The organism is Variovorax terrae (genome assembly GCF_022809125.1).
Classification (GTDB): domain Bacteria; phylum Pseudomonadota; class Gammaproteobacteria; order Burkholderiales; family Burkholderiaceae_C; genus Variovorax_A; species Variovorax_A terrae.
On sequence record NZ_JALGBI010000001.1, the window covers coordinates 56,050 to 75,568 of the forward strand.

At 70.4% G+C, this 19,519-nt stretch carries 18 protein-coding genes; 11 read left to right on the plus strand and 7 right to left on the minus strand.

The window, feature by feature from the left end; translation table 11 throughout:
* Positions 1–109 precede the first annotated feature (109 nt).
* Positions 110–1,198: a uroporphyrinogen decarboxylase gene (hemE, locus tag MMF98_RS00275; protein WP_243302766.1), complete on the minus strand. Its 1,089-nt coding sequence runs from the start codon at positions 1,196–1,198 to the stop codon at positions 110–112.
* A 135-nt stretch (positions 1,199–1,333) separates the two neighbouring features.
* Here hemE and MMF98_RS00280 point away from each other — a divergent pair, with 135 nt between their 5' ends.
* Positions 1,334–1,750, plus strand: coding sequence for a hypothetical protein (locus tag MMF98_RS00280; RefSeq protein WP_243302768.1), 417 nt, complete (start codon positions 1,334–1,336; stop codon positions 1,748–1,750).
* Between the two features lie 62 nt (positions 1,751–1,812).
* Here MMF98_RS00280 and MMF98_RS00285 read toward each other — a convergent pair whose 3' ends face one another.
* From MMF98_RS00285 to MMF98_RS00300, 4 genes are all read right to left on the minus strand, one after another.
* On the minus strand, positions 1,813–2,442 hold the full coding sequence (locus MMF98_RS00285; protein WP_243302769.1) for a thioredoxin family protein: 630 nt from the start codon (positions 2,440–2,442) through the stop codon (positions 1,813–1,815).
* A gap of 112 nt (positions 2,443–2,554) precedes the next feature.
* Positions 2,555–2,974: a CoA-binding protein gene (locus MMF98_RS00290; RefSeq protein ID WP_243302770.1), complete on the minus strand. Its 420-nt coding sequence runs from the start codon at positions 2,972–2,974 to the stop codon at positions 2,555–2,557.
* A 34-nt stretch (positions 2,975–3,008) separates the two neighbouring features.
* A complete protein-coding gene (locus MMF98_RS00295; RefSeq protein WP_243302773.1) occupies positions 3,009–5,165 on the minus strand; it encodes a protein-disulfide reductase DsbD family protein in 2,157 nt (718 codons plus the stop codon).
* 44 nt (positions 5,166–5,209) lie between these two features.
* On the minus strand, positions 5,210–5,980 hold the full coding sequence (locus MMF98_RS00300) for an alanyl-tRNA editing protein (protein ID WP_243302775.1): 771 nt from the start codon (positions 5,978–5,980) through the stop codon (positions 5,210–5,212).
* A gap of 231 nt (positions 5,981–6,211) precedes the next feature.
* Here MMF98_RS00300 and MMF98_RS00305 point away from each other — a divergent pair, with 231 nt between their 5' ends.
* On the plus strand, positions 6,212–6,973 hold the full coding sequence (locus MMF98_RS00305) for an MHYT domain-containing protein (RefSeq protein ID WP_243302777.1): 762 nt from the start codon (positions 6,212–6,214) through the stop codon (positions 6,971–6,973).
* A 152-nt stretch (positions 6,974–7,125) separates the two neighbouring features.
* On the opposite strand, the gene MMF98_RS00310 is transcribed toward MMF98_RS00305, so the two are convergent.
* Positions 7,126–7,599, minus strand: a complete 474-nt coding sequence (locus MMF98_RS00310) for an Lrp/AsnC family transcriptional regulator (protein WP_243302779.1) — start codon at positions 7,597–7,599, stop codon at positions 7,126–7,128.
* A gap of 103 nt (positions 7,600–7,702) precedes the next feature.
* Here MMF98_RS00310 and mdeB point away from each other — a divergent pair, with 103 nt between their 5' ends.
* Positions 7,703–10,393, plus strand: coding sequence for an alpha-ketoglutarate dehydrogenase (gene mdeB, locus MMF98_RS00315; protein ID WP_243302781.1), 2,691 nt, complete (start codon positions 7,703–7,705; stop codon positions 10,391–10,393).
* Between the two features lie 27 nt (positions 10,394–10,420).
* Here mdeB and MMF98_RS00320 read toward each other — a convergent pair whose 3' ends face one another.
* Positions 10,421–11,302: a LysR family transcriptional regulator gene (locus MMF98_RS00320; RefSeq protein WP_243302788.1), complete on the minus strand. Its 882-nt coding sequence runs from the start codon at positions 11,300–11,302 to the stop codon at positions 10,421–10,423.
* A gap of 124 nt (positions 11,303–11,426) precedes the next feature.
* Between MMF98_RS00320 and MMF98_RS00325 the strand changes: the two genes are divergently transcribed.
* The 8 genes from MMF98_RS00325 (at position 11,427) to MMF98_RS00360 (ending at position 19,443) form a co-directional block, all read left to right on the plus strand.
* On the plus strand, positions 11,427–12,551 hold the full coding sequence (locus MMF98_RS00325) for a mandelate racemase/muconate lactonizing enzyme family protein (RefSeq protein ID WP_423837539.1): 1,125 nt from the start codon (positions 11,427–11,429) through the stop codon (positions 12,549–12,551).
* Positions 12,548–13,522: a dihydrodipicolinate synthase family protein gene (locus MMF98_RS00330; protein WP_243302792.1), complete on the plus strand. Its 975-nt coding sequence runs from the start codon at positions 12,548–12,550 to the stop codon at positions 13,520–13,522. The genes MMF98_RS00325 and MMF98_RS00330 overlap by 4 nt, the downstream gene beginning before the upstream one ends.
* 94 nt (positions 13,523–13,616) lie before the next feature.
* Positions 13,617–14,618 carry an ADP-ribosylglycohydrolase family protein gene (locus MMF98_RS00335; protein ID WP_243302807.1) on the plus strand — a complete coding sequence of 334 codons (1,002 nt, stop codon included), beginning with the start codon at positions 13,617–13,619 and terminating at the stop codon, positions 14,616–14,618.
* A 52-nt stretch (positions 14,619–14,670) separates the two neighbouring features.
* Entirely contained in the window at positions 14,671–15,492 is an 822-nt protein-coding gene (locus MMF98_RS00340) for an NAD-dependent epimerase/dehydratase family protein (protein WP_243302808.1), read from the plus strand.
* Entirely contained in the window at positions 15,489–16,322 is an 834-nt protein-coding gene (locus MMF98_RS00345; protein ID WP_243302811.1) for an amidohydrolase family protein, read from the plus strand. The genes MMF98_RS00340 and MMF98_RS00345 overlap by 4 nt, the downstream gene beginning before the upstream one ends.
* A 33-nt stretch (positions 16,323–16,355) precedes the next feature.
* On the plus strand, positions 16,356–17,330 hold the full coding sequence (locus MMF98_RS00350) for a Bug family tripartite tricarboxylate transporter substrate binding protein (RefSeq protein ID WP_243302813.1): 975 nt from the start codon (positions 16,356–16,358) through the stop codon (positions 17,328–17,330).
* Positions 17,331–17,364: 34 nt separating this feature from the next.
* Positions 17,365–18,354: an aldo/keto reductase gene (locus MMF98_RS00355; RefSeq protein ID WP_243302815.1), complete on the plus strand. Its 990-nt coding sequence runs from the start codon at positions 17,365–17,367 to the stop codon at positions 18,352–18,354.
* A 114-nt stretch (positions 18,355–18,468) separates the two neighbouring features.
* A complete protein-coding gene (locus tag MMF98_RS00360; RefSeq protein WP_243302817.1) occupies positions 18,469–19,443 on the plus strand; it encodes a Bug family tripartite tricarboxylate transporter substrate binding protein in 975 nt (324 codons plus the stop codon).
* The last annotated feature ends 76 nt before the right edge of the window (positions 19,444–19,519 follow it).

Sequence of the window (19,519 nt, forward strand, 5' to 3'; positions counted from 1 at the left end):
TCCTTTTTACTGCGCCGCAGCACAGCTTTTGTGTATAAGTCAAGGGCCGCGGCACTATTTCTGAACTGGACAAAAGCTGCGAATTAGTCCCAGTGACGGCTGCCTGGAACTATTTCACGCGCAGCCGGCGCGAGTGCTCGTGCACCGCCTGCACCAGCGCCGCCACATGCTCGGGCGGCGTGTACTGGCTGATGCCATGGCCCAGGTTGAAGATGTGCGTGGGACCTGGGCCCGCGCCCTGGTGCGGCGCGCCGAAGCTGTCGAGTACGCGCGCCACCTCGTCGCGGATCTGCGCCGGCGGGGCGAACAGCACGTTGGGATCGATGTTGCCCTGCAGGGCCTTGGCGTGGCCCACCAGGGCGCGCGCGTGGCCGAGGTTGACCGTCCAGTCGAGCCCCAGCACCTCGCAGTCGAGCGCGGCCATCTCCTTGAGCCACAGGCCGCCGCCCTTGGTGAAGACGATGCGCGGGATGACCTGGCCGTCGTGCGTGCGCTTGAGCTGGGCCAGCACGCGCGCGGTATAGGCCAGGCTGAAGGCCTGGAACGCGCCGTCGGCCAGCACGCCGCCCCAGCTGTCGAAGATCATCACGGCCTGGGCGCCGGCCTCGATCTGCGCGTTGAGGTAGGCCGCCACGGCGTCGGCGTTGACCTGCAGCATGCGGTGCATCAGGTCGGGCCGGCTGTAGAGCAGGGTCTTGACCAGCCGGTAGTCGTCCGAGCCCGCGCCCTCGACCATGTAGCAGGCCAGCGTCCAGGGGCTGCCCGAGAAGCCGATCAGCGGCACCCGGCCGTCGAGCGCGCGGCGGATCGAGGTGACGGCATCGAACACGTAGCGCAGCTTCTCCAGGTCGGGCACGGCGAGTTTCGCCACGGCGGCCTCGTCGCGCACCGGGTGCGCGAAGCGCGGGCCCTCGCCCTGGGCGAAGGACAGGCCCAGGCCCATGGCATCGGGCACGGTCAGGATGTCGGAGAACAGGATGGCCGCGTCCAGCGGGTAGCGCTCCAGCGGCTGCAGCGTGACCTCGGTGGCCAGGTCCGGGTTGGTGGCCAGCCCCATGAAGCTGCCGGCGCGCGCGCGCGTGGCCACGTACTCGGGCAGGTAGCGGCCGGCCTGGCGCATCAGCCAGACGGGGGTGTGGTCGGTAGCCTGGCGCAGGCAGGCGCGCAGGAAAGTGTCATTTTTCAGCGGGGCAAACATGCCCCGATTGTCGCCCACGCGCCGGCCTGGCCAGCAGCGTCGGAGCCGTCCTACAGGTAAATAGGCGCTGGCTGGCACCGCGGGCGGCAGGCGCCGCCTAAGCTGAAAGTCCCACAGCTTGTCTCAGGAGCGATCATGCGAATCGAGATCATGCGCCGGGCCGCGCGCGCCGCCCTGCTGGCAGCCGCCTTCGGTGCGAGCCTGGCGGCCCAGGCCGCCCCGAGCGACGCCCAGGCCCGTTACCGCGAGGACGTGGCCGCCTGCAACAGCGCGTCGGCGACGCCGCGCGCCAACTGCCTGCGCGAGGCCGGCGCCGCGCTGCAGGCTGCGCGCCAGAACGGGTTGACCGACCCCGATGCCGCGGCCCGCGAGCGCAATGCGCTGGCGCGCTGCCAGGCCTTTTCACGGACCGGCGAGGCCGATCTGGCCGAATGCCGCGCCCGCGTGATGGGCCAGGACGCTTCCCGCGGCCACACCGAGATCAGCGGCAGCGTCGCCGGCGGCGGCATCCTGCGCGAATCCATCACCACGGTGCCGGCGGCGACGCAGTGACGCGCTGAAGCGGCCCCCGGCATCGGCCCGCCGGCCTGCCCCTGGGGCGGGAGGCTTCGGGCTCAGCTCTTGTACTTGATGCTGCAGCCATAGGGCCGCGTGGCGGCCTGGCTGATGGCCTTGCCGGCCAGGGCTTCATCGAGCCCCTGGCGCACGTAGTTGGTGGCCGTCTTGAGGTCGTCCACGCGGGCCGACGCGATGCTGTCGATGCCGCCCGCATAGACCAGCACGCCCTGCGGGTTGACGATGTACAGGTGCGGCGTGGTGCGCGCGCCATAGGCGTGGCCCACGGTGCCTTCCTCGTCCATCAGCACGGCGGTCTGCGCCGACTGCCGCGCCTGGTACCAGGCGGCCAGCCGGGCCGGCTCGAGGTAGTCGCCGCTGGCCGTCTCGGTCGAGTTGATCGACAGCCACGCCACGCCGCGGGCCGTGGCGTCCTTCTGCGTGGCTGGGATGTTGCCGCTGTTGTAGTGCTTCTGCACGAAGGGGCAGCCGGGGTTGGTCCATTCGAGCACCACGTAGCGGCCCCTGAAGTCGGCCAGCCGCACGGTCTTGCCGGCGGTGTCCTTGAGGCTGAAGTCGGGCGCGGGCTGGCCCAGGGCCGCAGCGGCGAAGGCCGCGGGCGCGGCGCCGAACAGCGCCAGGGCGGAGGAGACGGCGAGGGAAAGCGCAAAGGCGTGGCGTCGCTGCATGAGGGAACTCCTGGGGGCTCGGGGCGCCGGTGGGCGCCAGCCTCTCGAACACTACCACCGATGGCGGCGTTTGGCGACGATGCCCCCGCGGGCGCCAGGGCTCAACCGCCGCTCAGAGCAGGCCGCGCGCCGCCAGCGCGGCGTGTTCGATCTTGATGCAGCGGTCCTGCACCACCTGCAGGCCGGCCGCGCGGGCGCGCGCGGCGGCGGCTTCGTGTTCGATGCCCAGCTGCAGCCAGACGGCCCGTGCGCCGATGGCGATGGCCTCGTCCACCACCGGCGGCACTTCCTCGCTGTGGCGGAACACGTCCACCAGGTCGATCGTGGCGTGCCGCGCGGCTTCGGCCAGGCTGGCGTAGGCGGTCTCGCCCAGCACCTCGCGCGCGTTCGGATTGACGGGGATGATGCGGTAGCCGTGCGCCTGCAGGTAGTGCGCCACGGCGTGGCTGTCGCGGTGCGGCTTGGGCGACAGGCCGACCACGGCGATGGTGCGGCATTCGCGCAGCAGGCGCGGGATCTCGGTGGAGTTCATGCGCCGATGATAGGCGGGGCGGCGCGCGCCTGCCTCAGAGGCTGGCGAGCGCGGCGCGCACCTCGGCGACGCTCAGCACCTCGGACAGCACCACCGGGGCGCGGCCCGGCTGGTAGTACACATAGACCGGCACGCCGTTGCGGCCCAGCTGGCCAAGGGCGGCGGTGATGGCGGGGTCGCGGCGCGTCCAGTCGGCGCGCAGCATCTGCACCTTGCGGGCGTCGAGGTCGGCCAGCACCTCGGGGTGGGCCAGCGTGGTCTTCTTGTTGTACTGGCAGGTCACGCACCAGGCGGCGGTGAAATCCACGAACACCGGCTGGCCGGCGGCCAGCAACTGCTCGACGCGGCCCGGCTCCCAGGGCTGCCAGCGCCCGGCGGCCGTCGCCGCGACCGGCGCGCTGTCCGCTGATTTGACGACATTCGGGCCGAAGGTCCAGGCCAGCAGGGCAAAGGATGCTATCGAAATAGTAGCGGTCACGAGCCGCGCGCGGCCCACCTGGGTGAAGGCCCAGAGCACCGCGCTCAGGGCCACCAGCAGCGCCAGCAGTGCGCCCGCGCCGTCGATGCCGCTTTGCTGGCCCAGCACCCAGACCAGCCAGGCGACGGTGGTGAACATCGGGAACGCCATGAAGCGGCGGAAGGTGTTCATCCAGGCGCCGGGGCGCGGCAGCAGGCGCGCCACGGCCGGAATCCAGCTCGCCGCGAGGTAGGGCAGGGCCATGCCGACGCCCAGCACGGCGAACACCAGCAGGGCCTGCGGCGCCGGCAGGCCGATGGCCAGGCCGAGCGAGGCGCCCATGAACGGCGCGGTGCAGGGCGAGGCAATGGCCACGGCCAGCACGCCCGACAGGAAGGCGTCGGCGGCGGGGTTCTTGGCCTGCATCGCGGCGGCGCCGCTGGGCAGGAACTGGCCGAACTCGAACAGGCCCGCGAGATTCAGGCCGATCAGCGTGAACAGCGCCGCCAGGCTGGCCACCACGGCCGGCGATTGCAGCTGGAAGCCCCAGCCGAGCTGCTCGCCGGCGGCGCGCAGCGCCAGCATCACGGCGCCGAGCGCGAGGAAGGCGGCGATCACGCCCGCCGCATAGGCTAGGCCGCTGATGCGGTGGCCCACGCGGTCGTCGGCCTGCTGGGTGAAGCGGATCACCTTGATCGCCAGCACCGGGAACACGCAGGGCATGAGGTTGAGGATCAGCCCGCCGAGCAGGGCGCCCAGCAGCGTGGCCAGCAGGCCGGCGCTGGCCACCGGCGCGGCGGCGGCGGCGCGGTTGGCCTGCAGCGCCGCGTCGAGCGCCGGCGACACGCCGGCCGCGGCGGCCACGGCCGGCCAGGTGCCTGCCACCTTGAGCTCGGCCCGCCAGCCCTGGCCAGCGGCGGCCAGCACCACGGGCAGCACGGAGGGGCTGCCGGCGCGCTGGGGCGACAGCGGCACCTCGGCCGTCCACACGCCGGCGCGCCAGGCCTGGGTCCAGCGGCCCGCCGTCTCGATGATCTCGGGCGTTTCGGGGAAGAACTCCAGCGTCTGGCCGCGCAGCGCCACCGGCAGGCCGGCCACCGAGAGGTGGAGGGTCTGGCCCTCGATGCGCGCCTGGTTGTCGGGGATGATGCCGCCGGTGCCCGCGAGCACCGGCCGGGGCTGGGCCGCGAAGGCGGCGTCGAAGGCCGCGCCGTTGAGCGCGGTGGTGCTTTTCACCGGCACCTTGAGCGCGAACTCGCCTTCCTCGGGGATGCATTCCTTGCGGCACACCAGCCACGAGGCCTTGAGCTTGACGTCGAGCGTGTCGGCCAGCAGCGGGGGCTTGAAGTCGGGCGTGATGGTCAGCGGCACCGGCAGCAGCACCGTGCCCTCGTAGCCGTAGTTGGCGAGCGTGCCGATCGGGATCTTCCGGGGCACGGGCCAGGCGATGTCGCCGGCCATCACGCCGGGCGGCAGGGTCCATTCGAGCTGCGTGGGCAGGCCGGAGTCGCCCGAGTTCTTCCAGTAGGTGTGCCACTCGGGCTGGTGGCTGAGCTGCAGGCCGACCCAGACCGTCTTGCCCGGCTCCACGCCGTCGGGCGCGTGCGCCATCAGCTCGGCACGCACCTGCTCTGTCGTGACCACGGATTTGGGGTTGTTCTGGGCCCAGGTCCAGGTGGGGTGGAGGCTGGCAGCTATCAAAGTGATAGCAACAAGGAGTCGGGCGAAATTCATCACAGGGTGGGAGCCATTGGCGGGGGCGAAGTTCCGGAGGCGGCTCAGGCAAAGCCCAGCACCACGCGCCGGGTGGTGGCCGATTTCTTCTCGATCCTGGTCACCACCACGGCGCCGATCTCGGCCGTGTTGGCCACGTGCGTGCCGCCGCAGGGCTGGAAGTCGATGAGGGTTTCGGCGCCGATGCGCTCGGCGTCCGTGGTCGCGGCGCCGATCCGGATCGTGCGGATGCGCCCTGTGCCGCGCGGTGGTTGCACGCTCATGCTCTTCACCAGCGCCGGGTTGGCGTCGAGCTCCTCGTCGGTGATGGCGCCCACGCTCACCGGGTGCGCCGCGGCCACCAGCGCGGCGATGCCGGCGGTCAGCGCCTCCTTGTCCAGCGGATCGGTCATGTTGAAGTCCAGCCGCGCGTAGTCGGGCGTGATCGAGCAGCCGTTCACGAGCTGCGGCACCAGGTGGCACAGCAGGTGGGTGGTGGTGTGAAAGCGCATCAGCCGGTGGCGGCGCGCCCAGTCGATGCGCGCGGTCAGCGCGGTGCCGGGCCTGAGCGCCGCCAGCCGCGCCTCCTGCCCCGGCGCGGGCAGGTGCACGATGTCGGCCGTGGGCCGGCCCTCGGCGTCCTTGCCCTTGCGCGTGTCGGCGATGGCGATCTCGGTGCCGTTGGCCAGCACCAGCCAGCCGCTGTCGCCGGCCTGGCCGCCGCCGAGCGGGTAGAACACCGTGCGGTCGAGCACGATGCCTTGCGCGTCGACGGCCGTTGCCGTGGCCGTGCATTCGGGAAGGTAGGCGTCTTCGCGGAACAGGTCGTGGGTCATGCCGGCATGATAAGGCGGGCCCGCGGACGGGCTCGCTTCTGCGCTTTTGAGCGCCGCGTCAATATGCGGTTCGGCCAGGGTGGCATCCGTTGTGGCGGGCCGCAGCGGTTCCTACAATGAATTTCAAGGTGCTGGAAAAGCATCAGGTTGTTTGAAACATGGAGCGCGGCCGGGCCAGCACACGGTGGCCGCCGCGCGGTGTCAATCGGCTGGCGGGCGTGGAGGTGTGTCATGAATCCAATAGTGGGTCAGGTCCTGGTGCCTCAGTACCAGATCGGAGCGGTGGTGCTGTCCTACATCATGGCGGTGCTGGGTTCTCTGGCGGCGCTGCAATGCGCCAAACACATGTTCACGCCCCAGGGCACCCTCGACAAGGGCATGGCCACGGCCGCCGCCGTGGCCCTGGGCGGCATCGGCATCTGGTCCATGCACTTCATCGGCATGCTGGCCTACCGCACCGGGGTGCCGGTTGCGTACGACCTGATTCCCACGGCCGTGTCCCTGGTGGCGGCGATCGTCATCTCGGGCGCGGCGCTGTACCTGACCGGCCGCGGCGGGCGCTTCGGCGTGCCGGGCTGGGTCGCCGGGAGCATCCTGGCCGGCCTGGGTGTGTGCGTCATGCACTACCTGGGCATGTATGCGATGAACCTGCGGGCGAGCATGAGCTGGGACGTCGAGCGCATCGGCCTGTCGGTGGCCATCGCGGTGGTGGCGGCTGCGGCGGCCCTGTGGCTCGCGTTCAATTTGACGACGCTGCGGCACCGCATCATGGCCGCGTTCGTGATGGGGGTGGCGGTGTGCGCGATGCACTACACCGGCATGTCGGCCGTCACGCTGGTCTGCACGGCGGAGGCGCCGGCCAGCGCCTGGAAGATCGGCGGCCGCGACCTGGATCTGATGGTGTTCGTGACCGCAGCGGCGGTCCTGCTCTATATCTACTGGGTGGTGTCGGGCCGCGCCATCCGGCAACGCGGCAAGCAGACCGCGGCGTGAGTTGATTTGAGTTTGTCAGGGGGGCGTGTCGGTGCCGCTGCCGGCCTTAGGCCGGCAGCGGCAACGCCGTCATGTGAAGCACGCCGTGCCGTGCGCGCCGTACGTGCAGTGGGGCGCCGGCTCGGCGACATCGGCCAGCCGCCGCCGGTGGCTCAGCCCGCGTGGCGCGGCAGCGGCAGCGCCGTCTTGTAGCGCACCTGCTTGAGCGCGAAGCTCGAGCGGATCTTCTCGATGCCGGGGATCGGCGTGAGCTGCTCGAGGATGAACTTCTCCAGCGCCGCGATGTCGGCCACCGCCACGCGGATCAGGTAGTCGCTGTCGCCGCTCATGAGGTAGCACTCCATCACCTCGTCATGCTCGGCGATGCGGCGCTCGAACTCGGCCAGCGATTCCTTGTTCTGCGATTTCAGGCTGATCGAGATGAAGACCGACAGGCCCAGCCCCAGCGCCGCGGCGCTGGCGATGGCCACATAGCGGTCGATCACGCCCGCGGCTTCCAGCGCCTTCACGCGCGCCAGGCAGGGCGAGGGCGAGAGATGCACCCGGCGCGCCAGCTCCACGTTGGACAGCGCGCCGTCGCGCTGCAGTTCGGCCAGGATGCGCAGGTCGAGGGTGTCGAGTTTCATATGCTTGATTTTAGGTATTTCAAGGCATTTAATGCTGAGTATGGTGGATGAAGAGGCGCATTCACGCAGCCCATTCTGCTTGCGCTTGCCTAAAGTGCCGGGTATGAATGCTCCCTTGCCCCGGTCTTCCCTGCTGCCTGCCGCGATGAATGACGATGCCGACCCCCAGGAAACCGCCGAGTGGCGCGATGCCCTGCGGGCGCTGATCGAAAGCGAGGGGCCGGAGCGCGCGCGCTTCATCCTGGACGAACTCGCGCGGCTGGCGCGCGAGGCGCGCACGGGCTGGGTGCCCGAACTGAACAGCCCCTATGTCAACACCATCGCGGTGGACCGGCAGCCGGTGTTCCCCGGCGACCTTGCCATCGAGGAGCGCCTGGCCTCGCTGATGCGCTGGAACGCGCTGGCCATGGTGGTGCGCGCCAACCAGGCCTATGGCGAACTCGGCGGCCACATCGCGAGCTATGCCAGCGCAGCCGACCTGTTCGAGACCGGCTTCAACCATTTCTTCCATGCGCGCGAGGGCGTGGGCGAAGGGCGGCACCGCGGCGACCTGGTGTTCTTCCAGCCGCACAGCGCGCCCGGCGTCTACGCGCGCGCCTTCCTCGAAGGCCGGCTCGTGGAGCAGGACTTGATGCACTACCGCCAGGAGATCACGGCGCCGGCCAGCGCCGCGGGGCAGGGCGCGCGCGGGCTCTCCAGCTACCCGCATCCCTGGCTGATGCCCGATTTCTGGCAGTTCCCCACGGGCTCGATGGGCATTGGCCCGATCAGCTCGATCTACCACGCGCGCTTCATGCGCTACCTCACGCACCGCCAGTTGCTGGACTGCGGCCAGCGCAAGGTCTGGGGCGTGTTCGGCGACGGCGAGATGGACGAGCCCGAGAGCATGAGCGCGCTCACGCTGGCTGCGCGCGAGAAGCTGGACAACCTTGTGTGGGTGGTCAACTGCAACCTGCAGCGCCTGGACGGCCCGGTGCGCGGCAACGGCCGCATCATCGACGAGCTGGAGAAACTGTTCGCCGGCGCCGGCTGGAACGTCATCAAGCTGGTCTGGGGCAGCGACTGGGACGGCCTGTTCGCGCGCGATGTCACGGGCGCGCTGGCGCGCGCCTTCGCGCAGACGGTGGACGGCCAGATGCAGACCTTCGCGGCCAAGGACGGCCGCTTCAACCGCGACAACTTCTTCGGCCAGAACCAAGACCTCGCGCGCCTGGCCATGGGGCTGACCGACGAGCAGATCGACCGCCTGAAGCGCGGCGGCCACGACCTCGTGAAGATCCACGCCGCCTACGCCGCCGCCGCGGCCCACCGCGGCCAGCCCACCGTGATCCTGGCCCACACCAAGAAGGGCTACGGCATGGGCAGCGCGGGCCAGGGCAAGATGACCACGCACAGCCAGAAGAAGCTGGACGACACCGATCTGATCGAGTTCCGCAACCGCTTCAACCTGCCGCTGAGCGATGCGCAGGCCACCTCGCTGGCCTTCTACAAGCCGGCCGACGACAGCCCCGAGATGCAGTACCTGCACGCGCGCCGCACCGCGCTCGGCGGCTACCTGCCGCGCCGCGAAACCGCCTGCGACGCCGTGCCGGTGCCAGCGCTGGAAGGCTATGCGCAGTTCGCGCTGGCCGCCGGCGGCAAGGAGATGAGCACCACCATGGCCTTCGTGCGCATGCTCGGCGGCCTGCTGAAGGACACGACGCCGGGCCCGCAGAACATCGCGTTCCGCCAACGGCTGGTGCCCATCGTGGCCGACGAGGCGCGCACCTTCGGCATGGCCAACCTGTTCAAGCAGGTCGGCATCTACTCCAGCGTGGGCCAGCGCTACGCGCCCGAGGACATCGGCTCGGTGCTCAGCTACCGCGAGGCGCTGGACGGCCAGATCCTCGAAGAAGGCATCAGCGAGGCCGGCGCCATCGCGAGCTGGACCGCGGCCGCCACCAGCTACAGCGTGCACGGCCTGGCCATGCTGCCGTTCTACATCTACTACTCGATGTTCGGCTTCCAGCGCGTGGGCGACCAGATCTGGGCCGCGGCCGACCAGCGCCCGCGCGGCTTCCTGCTCGGCGCCACCTCGGGCCGCACCACGCTGGGCGGCGAGGGCCTGCAGCACCAGGACGGCAGCAGCCACCTGGTGGCCGCCACCATCCCCAACTGCAAGGCCTACGACCCGGCGTTCGCGGGCGAACTGGCGGTGATCCTCGACGCGGGCATGCGCGAGATGCTGGTGGAGCAGCGCGACGTCTTCTACTACGTCACGCTGATGAACGAGAACTACGCGCAGCCCGATCTGCCTGCCGGCGCGGCGCCCGGCGTGATTCGCGGCTGCTATCAATTTGGTAGCTACCCAGGACCGCAGGACAAGGACATCGGCCCGAAAACACTTCAAAAAGTGACGCTGCTGGGCTCCGGCGCCATTCTCACCGAGGTGATCCAGGCCGCGCAGCAGCTGGCGGCCCGGGGCATTGCGTCCGAGGTGTTCAGCGTCACCAGCTGGAGCGAGCTCGCGCGCGACGGCCAGGCCTGCGAGCAGCGCGCGCTGGCCGGCGAGGCCGAACCCGGCCGGCCCTTCATCACGGAACAATTGCAGGCCAGCCAGGGCCCGGTGATCGCCGCCACCGACTACGTGCGCGCCGTGCCCGAGAGCGTCCGCGCCTTCATCCCCGCAGGCCGGCGCTACCTCACGCTGGGCACCGACGGCTTCGGCCGCAGCGACACGCGCGCCGCGCTGCGCGGCTTCTTCGGCGTGGACGCGGCGAGCATCGTGCGCGCGGCCCTGCATGCGCTGACGTAGAGCTGGCGGCTCCTGCCGCCCTGCGGATCAGGCCGGCGCCCGCGGCGCCGGCCCCGCCAGCCTGACGAAGGCCTTGACCAGCGGCGCGCGCACGGTCGCCTGCAGCCAGAGCACGCCCACCGTCCGCACCGGGCGCGGGCGCGGCAGCGGCCACTTGGCCACGGCCTGGCTTGGCAGGCCGACCACCGGCCAGTCCGGCAGCACGGAGACGCCCAGCCCTTCGGCCACCAGGCGGGCGATGTTCTCGATGCCGTCCAGCTCGAAGCGCACCTGCGGGTGGATGCCCTTGCGGCTCAGGTACTCGTCGGCCATGCGGCCGCCGATCACATGGCGGTCGTACCGGATGAACGGCTCCCGCGCCAGCGTCTGCAGCACGTCGGTCACGCGCAGGCTGGACGGCGTCAGCAATACCAGCGGCTCGCGGCGCAGCGTGTGCCAGGCGGCGGTCTTGGGCAGCTCGAACTGCGGCTGCACCAGGATGGCCGCGTCCAGCTCGCCGTCCATCACGCGGCTGTGCAGCGCGGTCGTGGCGCCGGGTTCGATGTAGATCTCGATCTGCGGGTAGGCCTCGACCCAGCGCTTGAGCACGCCGGGCACGATGCCGGTCAGCGCGGTGGGCGTGGCGCCCAGCCGCAGCGGGCCGGCCGGCAGCGCGGTCTCGGAGGCGGCGGACTTCAGGTCGCGCAGCTCGCGCAGCACGGCGTGGGCGCGCGGCAGCACCCGCAGGCCCGCCACGGTGGGCCGCACCGTGCGGCCCGAGCGCAGCACCAGCTTGCTGCCGATGGTGGCCTCCAGCGCCGACAGGCGCTGCGCCACCGTGGCCGGAGTCAGGTCGAGCCGGCGGGCGGCCTCGGCGATGGAGCCGAGCTCCGCCACCAGCAGGAAGGTTTCGAGAAAACGCGAGTCCATGAGTTGCCGCGATTCTAGACGGGCGGCTTGAAGAAGATGGAAATTCCATCTTCTGATGATGCTGGAAGCCGCTTGTTCCGATGTCATCCGTCGCGAAGAATCGCGGCTGTTCAAGGAGATGGCTTTGCCCAAAATTCAATCGATCGAAGTGTGCGCAGCGGCGGTGCCGCTGGACCAGGTGACCTCGTTTTCCAACCGCACGGTCACGGCCCGGCACTACGGGCTGGTCAAGGTGCGGTCGGCCGACGGCGTGGAAGGCATCGGCTTCTGCTACGTCGGCAGCGCCGCTGGCCGGCTGTTCAGCGTGGCGGTGGAGGAGCTGCTGGCGCCCGTGCTGCTGGGCCGGGATTCGTCGGCGGTCGAGGGCCTGTGGCGGGCCATGTACCAGGAGGCCCTGCTGCAGGGCCGCATGGGCACGGTGATGCGCGCGCTCAGCGCGCTGGACATCGCGCTGTGGGACCTCAACGCCCGCAGCGCGCAGCTGCCGCTGCACAAGTACCTGGGCGCGGTGGAGCCCGACAGCGTGCCGGCCTACGCCAGCGGCGGCTACTACCTGGACGGCAAGTCCGCCGAGGCGGTGGGCGAGGAGATGGCGGGCTACGTCGCCATGGGCTTTCGCGCCGTGAAGATGAAGACCGGCCGCTGGTCGCCCCAGGGCGAGGAATCGCGCGTGCGTGCGGCCCGCGAAGCCGTCGGCCCCGAGGTGGAGCTGATGCTCGACTGCAACAACGGCTGGATCGACACCGTGCAGGCCATGGAGTACCTGCGCCGCATCGAGGCCTACCACCCCTATTTCATCGAGGAGCCGTTCGGCCCGGACGACATCGAGAGCCATGCGCGGCTGGCGCGGCTGACCCGCATCCCGGTCGCCACGGCGGAAATCGGCTACGGCCGCTGGTACCACAAGCAACTGCTGGACCAGGGCGCCGCGGCGATCCTGCAGACCGACGCGGCCGTGTGCGGCGGCATCTCCGAATGGCGCCGCATCGCGGCCACGGCCGCCAGCTATGGCGTGCAGATGTGCCCGCACTGGTTCCACGACCTGCACGCCCCGCTCGTGGCCGCCACGCCGAACGCGCGCTACGTGGAGTACTTCTGGGACGACCAGGTGCTGAACTTCCGCCGCCTGCTGGACCGCCAGCTCGAGCACCGGGAAGGCCGCGTCGTGCTGCACCAGACGCCCGGCCTGGGGTTCGGCTTCGACGAGTCGCAAGTGGCCAGGTACGGCCGCTGGACCACGCTGTCATGAGCGCGCAGGCCGACCTGAGCGATCCGCGCGCAGGCGCCGCCGCGCCGCGCCTGCGCGGCGTGATGTCGCCGGTGCTGACGCCGTTTGCCGCCGACCTCTCCCCGAGCGCGCCGCGCTTCGTGCGGCATTGCCGCTGGCTGCTGGCGCAGGGGGTGGGCCTGTCGATCTTCGGCACCAACTCGGAGGCCAATTCGCTGGCTCTGGGCGAAAAGCGCGCCCTGCTGGACGCGCTGCTGGACGCCGGCCTGCCGGCCGGCCGCATGATGCCGGGCACGGGCGCCTGCGCCCTGTCTGACGCGATCGAGCTGACCCGCCATGCGGTGGCCGCGGGCTGCGCGGGCGTGCTGATGCTGCCGCCGTTCTACTACAAGGGTGTGGGCGACGACGGGCTGTTCGACTTCTTCAGCCGCGTGATCGAGGCGGTGGCCGACCCGCGGCTGCGCATCTACCTGTACCACATTCCGCCCGTCACGCAGGTGCCGCTCGGGCTGGCGCTGATCGAGCGCCTGCTGCAGGCCTACCCGGGCACCATCGCCGGGGTCAAGGACAGCGGCGGCGACTGGGCCCATACCGAGGCCATGCTGCGGGAGTTCCGGCCCGCGGGCTTCGACGTGTTCGCGGGCTCCGAAACCTTTCTGCTGCAGACCATGCGTGCGGGCGGCGCCGGCTGCATCACGGCGACCGGCAACGTCAATCCCACCGCCATCCTGCGGCTGTACCGCGAGTGGCAGTCGCCTGACGCAGCGGCGCAGCAGGCCGCGCTGGACGCAACGCGCGCGCTGTTCCAGAAGCATCCGCTCATCGCCGCGATGAAGGCCGCCATTGCCTGGCAGTCGGGCGACGCGGGCTGGGCGGCGGTGCGCCCGCCGCTGGTGGCGCTCGATGCCGGGCGGCAGCAACTGCTGCAGGCCGACCTCTCGGCCGGCGGCTTCGAGATTCCCGATGCGGCCACGCTGGCGCTGGCCGCATGAAGGCCTGCCGTTACGTTACACCGCGCGCGGAGGCCGCCACTAAACTTCCCGCTGTCTTTCACCGTCACTTCTCGCCCCCGGGCGAGCGCTTCACATGAACCCCTCTTCCCAACTTTTCGACAAGGTGCTGGGCTGCCTGGCCGGCGGCGTCATCGGCGACGCCATGGGCACGCCCACCGAAAAACTCAGCCACGAGGAAATCCACCGGAGATTCGGCTGGGTCACGACCTTCTCCGGCGACGGCACCGACGATTCCCTGCTCAAGCACATCCTGTGCGAAACGCTGGAGCGCTCGGGCGGCCACGCCAGCGCCGACCTGTGGGCGGAGGACTGGCTGCGCCACGCAGACACCTTCATCGACAGCAAGCTGTTCTTCGCGCCCGTGCTCAGCACCTTCTGGAAGTTGCGCGGCGAAGGCGTGGCGCCGCGCGATGCCGGCATCGGCAACATGGCCAGCAGCAGCTCGGCCATGTGCATTTCGCCCATGGGCATCGTCAACGCCGGCAACCCGCGCCAGGCGGTGGCGGAGACCTTCGAACTGGCCGGCCTGATCCACCACAACCACTGCCGCGACGGTGCGTGCGCGATGGCCGCCGCTGTGGCCGAGGCGTTCTCGCCGCGCGCCACGGTGGCCTCCGTGCTCGACGCGGCTGTGCGCTACCTGCCGCCGCAGAGCGCCCGGCCCATGCGCGACGCGTTGGTCCGCACGCTGGAGCTGGCGCGCGCCAGTGCCGGCTACGAGGATTTCCGCGCGCGCCATGCCCGCGAGGCGGCGGCGTCGCCGGCCCATTTCACCGACTCGCGCGAAACCGTGCCGGTGACGCTGGCCCTGCTGCTGCTGGCGGACGGCGATCCACGCCAGACCATCATCTACGGCGCCAACTTCGGCCGCGACGCCGACACCATCGCCTCGATGGGCGGGGCGGTGGCCGGCGCGCTGGCGGGTGCCGGCGCGCTGCCGCCCGAATGGATGGACACGCTGGGCCCGCAGGCGCAGCGCCAGCGCGAACTGGCCGCGCGCATGAGCCGGCTCGCGGTGGCACGCGCCGAGGAAGCGCGGGCGCGGGCCCAGGCCGTGCTGGAGGCCGCGGCATGAGTCCCCTGCCGAAAGAGGCGCGCGGCGCCGTGCGGGGCATGGAGGTGGGCCGATGAGCCCGGTGCTGATCACCGGCGCGGCCGGCGGCATCGCCACCCACCTGCGGCACGAGCTGCGGGGCCGCTATGCGCTGCGGCTGTGCGACCTGCGGCCGGTGGCGGACCTGCAGGCGGGCGAGAGCTTCGTTTGTGCCGACCTGGCCAGCCTGGACGACATGGCCGCGGCCATGCAGGGCGTGCAGGCCGTGGTGCACCTGGGCGGCCTGTCGATGGAGGGCGCCTGGGAAGACGTGCTCAGCGCCAACGTGGCGGGCTGCTACAACGCGTTCGAGGCCGCGCGCCGCGCGGGGGTGCGCCGCTTCATCTTCGCTTCCAGCAACCACGCGGTCGGCTTCTACCGGCGCGATCAGACCATCGACCACCGCGTGCCGATGCGGCCCGACAGCCGCTACGGCGTGTCCAAGGTCTTTGGCGAAGCCATGGGCAGCCTGTACGCGGACAAGTACGGCCTGGAGGTACTGTGCATCCGCATCGGCAACGTCAATCCAAGTCCGCTGGACGCGCGGCGGCTGGCCATCTGGCTGAGCCCGCGCGACATGGCACAGCTCGTGGCCATCGGCCTGGAGCATCCGGACATCCGCTTCGAAGTGGTCTACGGCGTGTCGGGCAACCGGCGCTCCTGGTACGACAACGCCAACGCCCACCGCCTGGGCTACCGGCCGCAGGACGACAGCGAGGCCTTCGCCGAGGCGGTGCTGGCGAACGCACCGGCCGCCGATCCACGCGGAGAAGCCTTCCAGGGCGGGGCCTTCGTGCACGAGGAACTGTTCGACAACCCCGCCCCGCTGCCCGCACGCGCCGGGCCCCCGGCATGACCGCCGCTCGCGGGGCGCTGCCCGCCGGCGCATGCGACACGCATGTGCACATCTACGACGCGCGGGTGCCCGCCGAGCCCGGCGGACCGCCGCTGCCCGGCGCCTTCTCGGTCGAGGACTACCGCCGCGTGCAGGCCGCGCTGGGCCTGGAGCGCGTGGTGCTGGTGCAGCCGAACGCCTACCAGTTCAACAACGCCGTCATGCTGGGCGCCTTGCAGGCGCTCGGGACCGCGGCCCGCGCGGTGGCGGTGGTGCCCGCGGACGTGACGGACGATGCGCTGGAGCGCATGACGCGCGCCGGTGTTCGCGCCCAGCGCTTCTACGCGCTACGCTGGGGCGCGTTGGGCCTGGAGGCGCTGGACACGCTGATGCCGCGCTTGCACGCCTTCGGCTGGCACGCCAACATCCAGCTCGATGGCCGCACCCTGCCCGAGGTCGAGGAGCGCCTGCTGCGCCTGCCGGGGCACTTCGTGCTGGACCACGTGGGCAAGTTCCTGCCGCCGCCCGACACGGGCCACCCCGCATTCCAGTCGCTGCTGCGCCTGCTCGGCACCGGCCGCTGCTGGGTCAAGCTGTCGGCGCCCTACGAATCCTCGGCTTGCCTGGCGGGGCCGCAGGCGTTGCAGGACGTGGCGGTGCTGGTGCGCGCGCTGGCCGCGCAAGCGCCCGAGCGCCTGCTGTGGGCGAGCAACTGGCCCCATCCCTTTCCGCCAGCCGGGTTCGTGCCCGACGAAGAGGCCCTGATGGCGTTCTTCCGCCATTGCGTGCCTGACGAACAGGTGCGCCGCCGGATCCTGGTCGACAACCCCGCGCAGCTCTACGGCTTCTGACCGGTCAGCGCGCCACAACACAAGGAGACAAGCATGCACCGCCGCCACTTCATCGCCGCCACCCTGGCTTGCGCCGCCGCCCCGCTGGGGGTGCTGGCACAGGGGAGCTACCCCAGCAAGCCCATCACGCTGATCGTGCCGTTCTCGGCGGGCGGCGCGGGCACGGAACTCGCGCGTGCCGCGATGAACGCGGCATCGCCCACCCTGGGCCAGCCCATCATCGTCGACAACCGCCCGGGGGCAGGCGGCAACATCGCCGTGGTCGCGGCGGCCAAGGCGCCGCCCGATGGGTACACCCTGCTGCTCGGGCACATCAGCCCGATGGTCATCAATCCTCATACGTACTCGCAACTGCCGGTGGACCCGATGAAGGAACTGGCGCCCATCGGGCTCATCTCCGGCGGGCCGCAGATCCTGGTCGTGCACCCCAGCGTGTCTGCCAGGAACCTGCAGGAGCTCATCGCCTACGCCAAGGCGAATCCGGGCAAGCTCAACTACGCCTCGGCCGGCAGCGGTGGCCTCTCGCATGTGGCGATGGAATTGCTCATGAGCAAGGCCGGCACGCAGATGGTGCATGTTCCCTACAAGGGTGCCGTGCCCGCGATGCAGGATTTGCTCACCGGGCGGGTGCAGGTGATGGTCGAGTCCCTGCCTCAGCTCCTGCCTTATGTGAAGGACGGCCGTCTGCGGGCCATTGCCGTGACGAGCGACAAGCGTTCGGTGTACATCCCCGAGGTTCCCACGGCCGCCGAGTCGGGCCTGCCGGACTATGTGCTGTCGAGTTGGCTCAGCATCTGGGCGCCGGCCAAGACGCCGATCGAGGTGCGCCGCAAGATCAAGGACGCCCTGGACCAGGCGATGGCCAGCAAGGCCTATACCGACTTCCTGGCGCAATCCTTCGGCACCAAGGCGCCGCCGATGACGATGGAGGAGTTCGCCCGGTTCGCCCAGTCCGAATATGAGCGCTGGGGCAAGGTCGTGCGCGACGCCCACATCCGCGCCGACTGAGACGCCCTGACTCTTTTTGAAAGGAAAAACATCAATGCAACAGCGCACCCTCGGAAACAACGGACCTCAGGTCTCGGCCCTCGGATATGGCTGCATGGGGCTGGACTTCGGCTACGCCCACAAGCTCAGCCGGCAGGAAGGCATCACGCTGATCCGCCAGGCGGTGGACCGCGGCGTCACCTTCTTTGACACGGCGGAGGCCTACGGCCCCTACACCAACGAGGACATGGTGGGCGAGGCCCTGCGCCCGATGCGCGACCGGGTGGTGATCGCCACCAAGTTCGGCTTCAACATCGTCGATGGCAAGCAGGCGGGACTCAACAGCCGGCCCGAGCAAATCAAGGCCGTTGCCGACGCCTCGCTCCAGCGGCTGGGCGTCGAGCAGATCGACCTGTTCTACCAGCATCGCGTCGATCCCAACGTGCCCATCGAGGAAGTGGCCGGTGCGGTCAAGGACCTGATCGCCGCCGGCAAGGTGAAGCACTTCGGCCTGTCGGAGCCGGGCGCGCAGACCGTGCGCCGCGCCCATGCCGTGCAGCCGATTGCCGCGTTGCAGAATGAATATTCGCTGTGGACGCGCGGCGTCGAGACCAACGGCATCCTGCAAGCCTGCGAGGAGCTGGGGGTCTGCCTCGTGCCCTACAGCCCGCTCGGCAAGGGCTTCCTCACCGGCGCGATGAGCAAGGACACCCCGCTGGGCCAAGGCGACTTCCGCAACATCCTGCCGCGCTTCACGGCCGAGGCGATGGAGAAGAACCAGGCGCTGGTCGATCTGCTCAAGCGGATCGCCGGCGAGAAGAACGCCACCCCGGCCCAGATCGCGCTGGCCTGGCTGCTGGCGCAAAAGCCGTGGATCGTCCCCATCCCCGGCACCACCAAGCTGCACCGGCTGGAGGAAAACCTGGGTGCCGTCGAGGTGGTGCTGACCACCGCCGATCTTGCCGACATCCAGTCGGCCGCCACCGCCATCCAGATCGAGGGCGAGCGCTACCCCGAGCGGCTGATGAAGACGACCGGCCTTTGAAGGCCGGCCTTCGCCCGTCCACTTGCATCGAGAGCAACACCCATGCCGGCCGCTCACGCCGTCAAGCTGCACGGCTTCTGGCCGGCCGGCGCACCCTACCTTGAGGAGACAACCATGAATCGCCGCCACTTCACCGCCATGGCCCTGGCGCTTGCCGCCGCACCGCTCGGAGCCCTGGCACAGGGGAACTACCCCAACAAGCCCCTCACCATGATCGTGCCCTACCCGGCGGGCGGCGCGGCCGACAACGCGGCGCGCGCCGCGATGAACGCCATGTCGGCCGTGCTGGGCCAGCCCATCGTGATCGACAACCGGCCGGGCGCCGGCGGCAACATCGGGGTGGCCGTCGCGGCCAATGCCAAGCCCGACGGCTACACCCTGCTGCTGGGCCACATCAGCCCGATGGTCATCAACCCGCACACCTACAGCAAGCTGCAGGTCAATCCGATGAAGGACCTGGCGCCGATCGGGCTGTTCGGCTCCGGCCCCATGATCCTGGTCGTGCACCCGAGCGTGCCGGCGAAGAACCTGCAGGAATTCATCGCCTATGCCAAGGCCCATCCGGGCCAGCTCAACTACGCCTCGGCCGGCAGCGGCGGCACCACCCACGTGGCGATGGAACTGCTGGCGAGCAAGGCAGGCATCCAGATGACGCACGTGCCCTACAAAGGCGGTGCGCCGGCGCTGCAGGACCTGCTGGCCGGCCGCGTGCAGGCCATGAACGATGCGCTGCCGCAGTTGCTGCCCTATGTGAAGGAGGGCAAGCTGCGCGCCATCGCCGTCACCGGGGCGCAGCGCTCGGAGTTCGCGCCGGAGGTGCCCACCGCGGCCGAGTCCGGGCTGCCGGACTATGTGCTCTACGGCTGGCTGAGCCTGTTCGTGCCGGCGCAGACGCCGATGGACGTGCGCCGCACGCTGAAGTCGGCGCTCGACACGGCCGTCACGAGCAAGCCCTTCACCGATTTCCTCGCGTCCGCCTCCAGCCCGAAGATCAAGCCCATCTCCATGGAGGAGTTCACCCGCTTCGTGCAGCAGGAGTACGAGCGCTGGGGCAAGGTCGTGCGCGACGCCAATATCCGCGCGGACTAGGACCGCCGGCGCGGGCGTTCGGTGTCCGGCGGGCAACGGCCGGTAACCGCAGGTAAACCTCAGCCATGGCGGTCGG

What these genes read in the sequence shown, in the direction of transcription:
- MMF98_RS00340 (WP_243302808.1), top strand. Translation starts at nt 14,671, where the DNA reads ATGAGCCCGGTGCTGATCACCGGCGCGGCCGGCGGCATCGCCACCCAC.
- MMF98_RS00345 (WP_243302811.1), top strand. Translation starts at nt 15,489, where the DNA reads ATGACCGCCGCTCGCGGGGCGCTGCCCGCCGGCGCATGCGACACGCAT.
- MMF98_RS00300 (WP_243302775.1), bottom strand. Translation starts at nt 5,980, where the DNA reads ATGACCCACGACCTGTTCCGCGAAGACGCCTACCTTCCCGAATGCACG.
- MMF98_RS00360 (WP_243302817.1), top strand. Translation starts at nt 18,469, where the DNA reads ATGAATCGCCGCCACTTCACCGCCATGGCCCTGGCGCTTGCCGCCGCA.
- MMF98_RS00310 (WP_243302779.1), bottom strand. Translation starts at nt 7,599, where the DNA reads ATGAAACTCGACACCCTCGACCTGCGCATCCTGGCCGAACTGCAGCGC.
- MMF98_RS00290 (WP_243302770.1), bottom strand. Translation starts at nt 2,974, where the DNA reads ATGAACTCCACCGAGATCCCGCGCCTGCTGCGCGAATGCCGCACCATC.
- MMF98_RS00285 (WP_243302769.1), bottom strand. Translation starts at nt 2,442, where the DNA reads ATGCAGCGACGCCACGCCTTTGCGCTTTCCCTCGCCGTCTCCTCCGCC.
- MMF98_RS00355 (WP_243302815.1), top strand. Translation starts at nt 17,365, where the DNA reads ATGCAACAGCGCACCCTCGGAAACAACGGACCTCAGGTCTCGGCCCTC.
- hemE (WP_243302766.1), bottom strand. Translation starts at nt 1,198, where the DNA reads ATGTTTGCCCCGCTGAAAAATGACACTTTCCTGCGCGCCTGCCTGCGC.
- MMF98_RS00350 (WP_243302813.1), top strand. Translation starts at nt 16,356, where the DNA reads ATGCACCGCCGCCACTTCATCGCCGCCACCCTGGCTTGCGCCGCCGCC.
- MMF98_RS00305 (WP_243302777.1), top strand. Translation starts at nt 6,212, where the DNA reads ATGAATCCAATAGTGGGTCAGGTCCTGGTGCCTCAGTACCAGATCGGA.
- MMF98_RS00295 (WP_243302773.1), bottom strand. Translation starts at nt 5,165, where the DNA reads ATGAATTTCGCCCGACTCCTTGTTGCTATCACTTTGATAGCTGCCAGC.
- MMF98_RS00320 (WP_243302788.1), bottom strand. Translation starts at nt 11,302, where the DNA reads ATGGACTCGCGTTTTCTCGAAACCTTCCTGCTGGTGGCGGAGCTCGGC.
- mdeB (WP_243302781.1), top strand. Translation starts at nt 7,703, where the DNA reads ATGAATGCTCCCTTGCCCCGGTCTTCCCTGCTGCCTGCCGCGATGAAT.
- MMF98_RS00335 (WP_243302807.1), top strand. Translation starts at nt 13,617, where the DNA reads ATGAACCCCTCTTCCCAACTTTTCGACAAGGTGCTGGGCTGCCTGGCC.
- MMF98_RS00330 (WP_243302792.1), top strand. Translation starts at nt 12,548, where the DNA reads ATGAGCGCGCAGGCCGACCTGAGCGATCCGCGCGCAGGCGCCGCCGCG.
- MMF98_RS00280 (WP_243302768.1), top strand. Translation starts at nt 1,334, where the DNA reads ATGCGAATCGAGATCATGCGCCGGGCCGCGCGCGCCGCCCTGCTGGCA.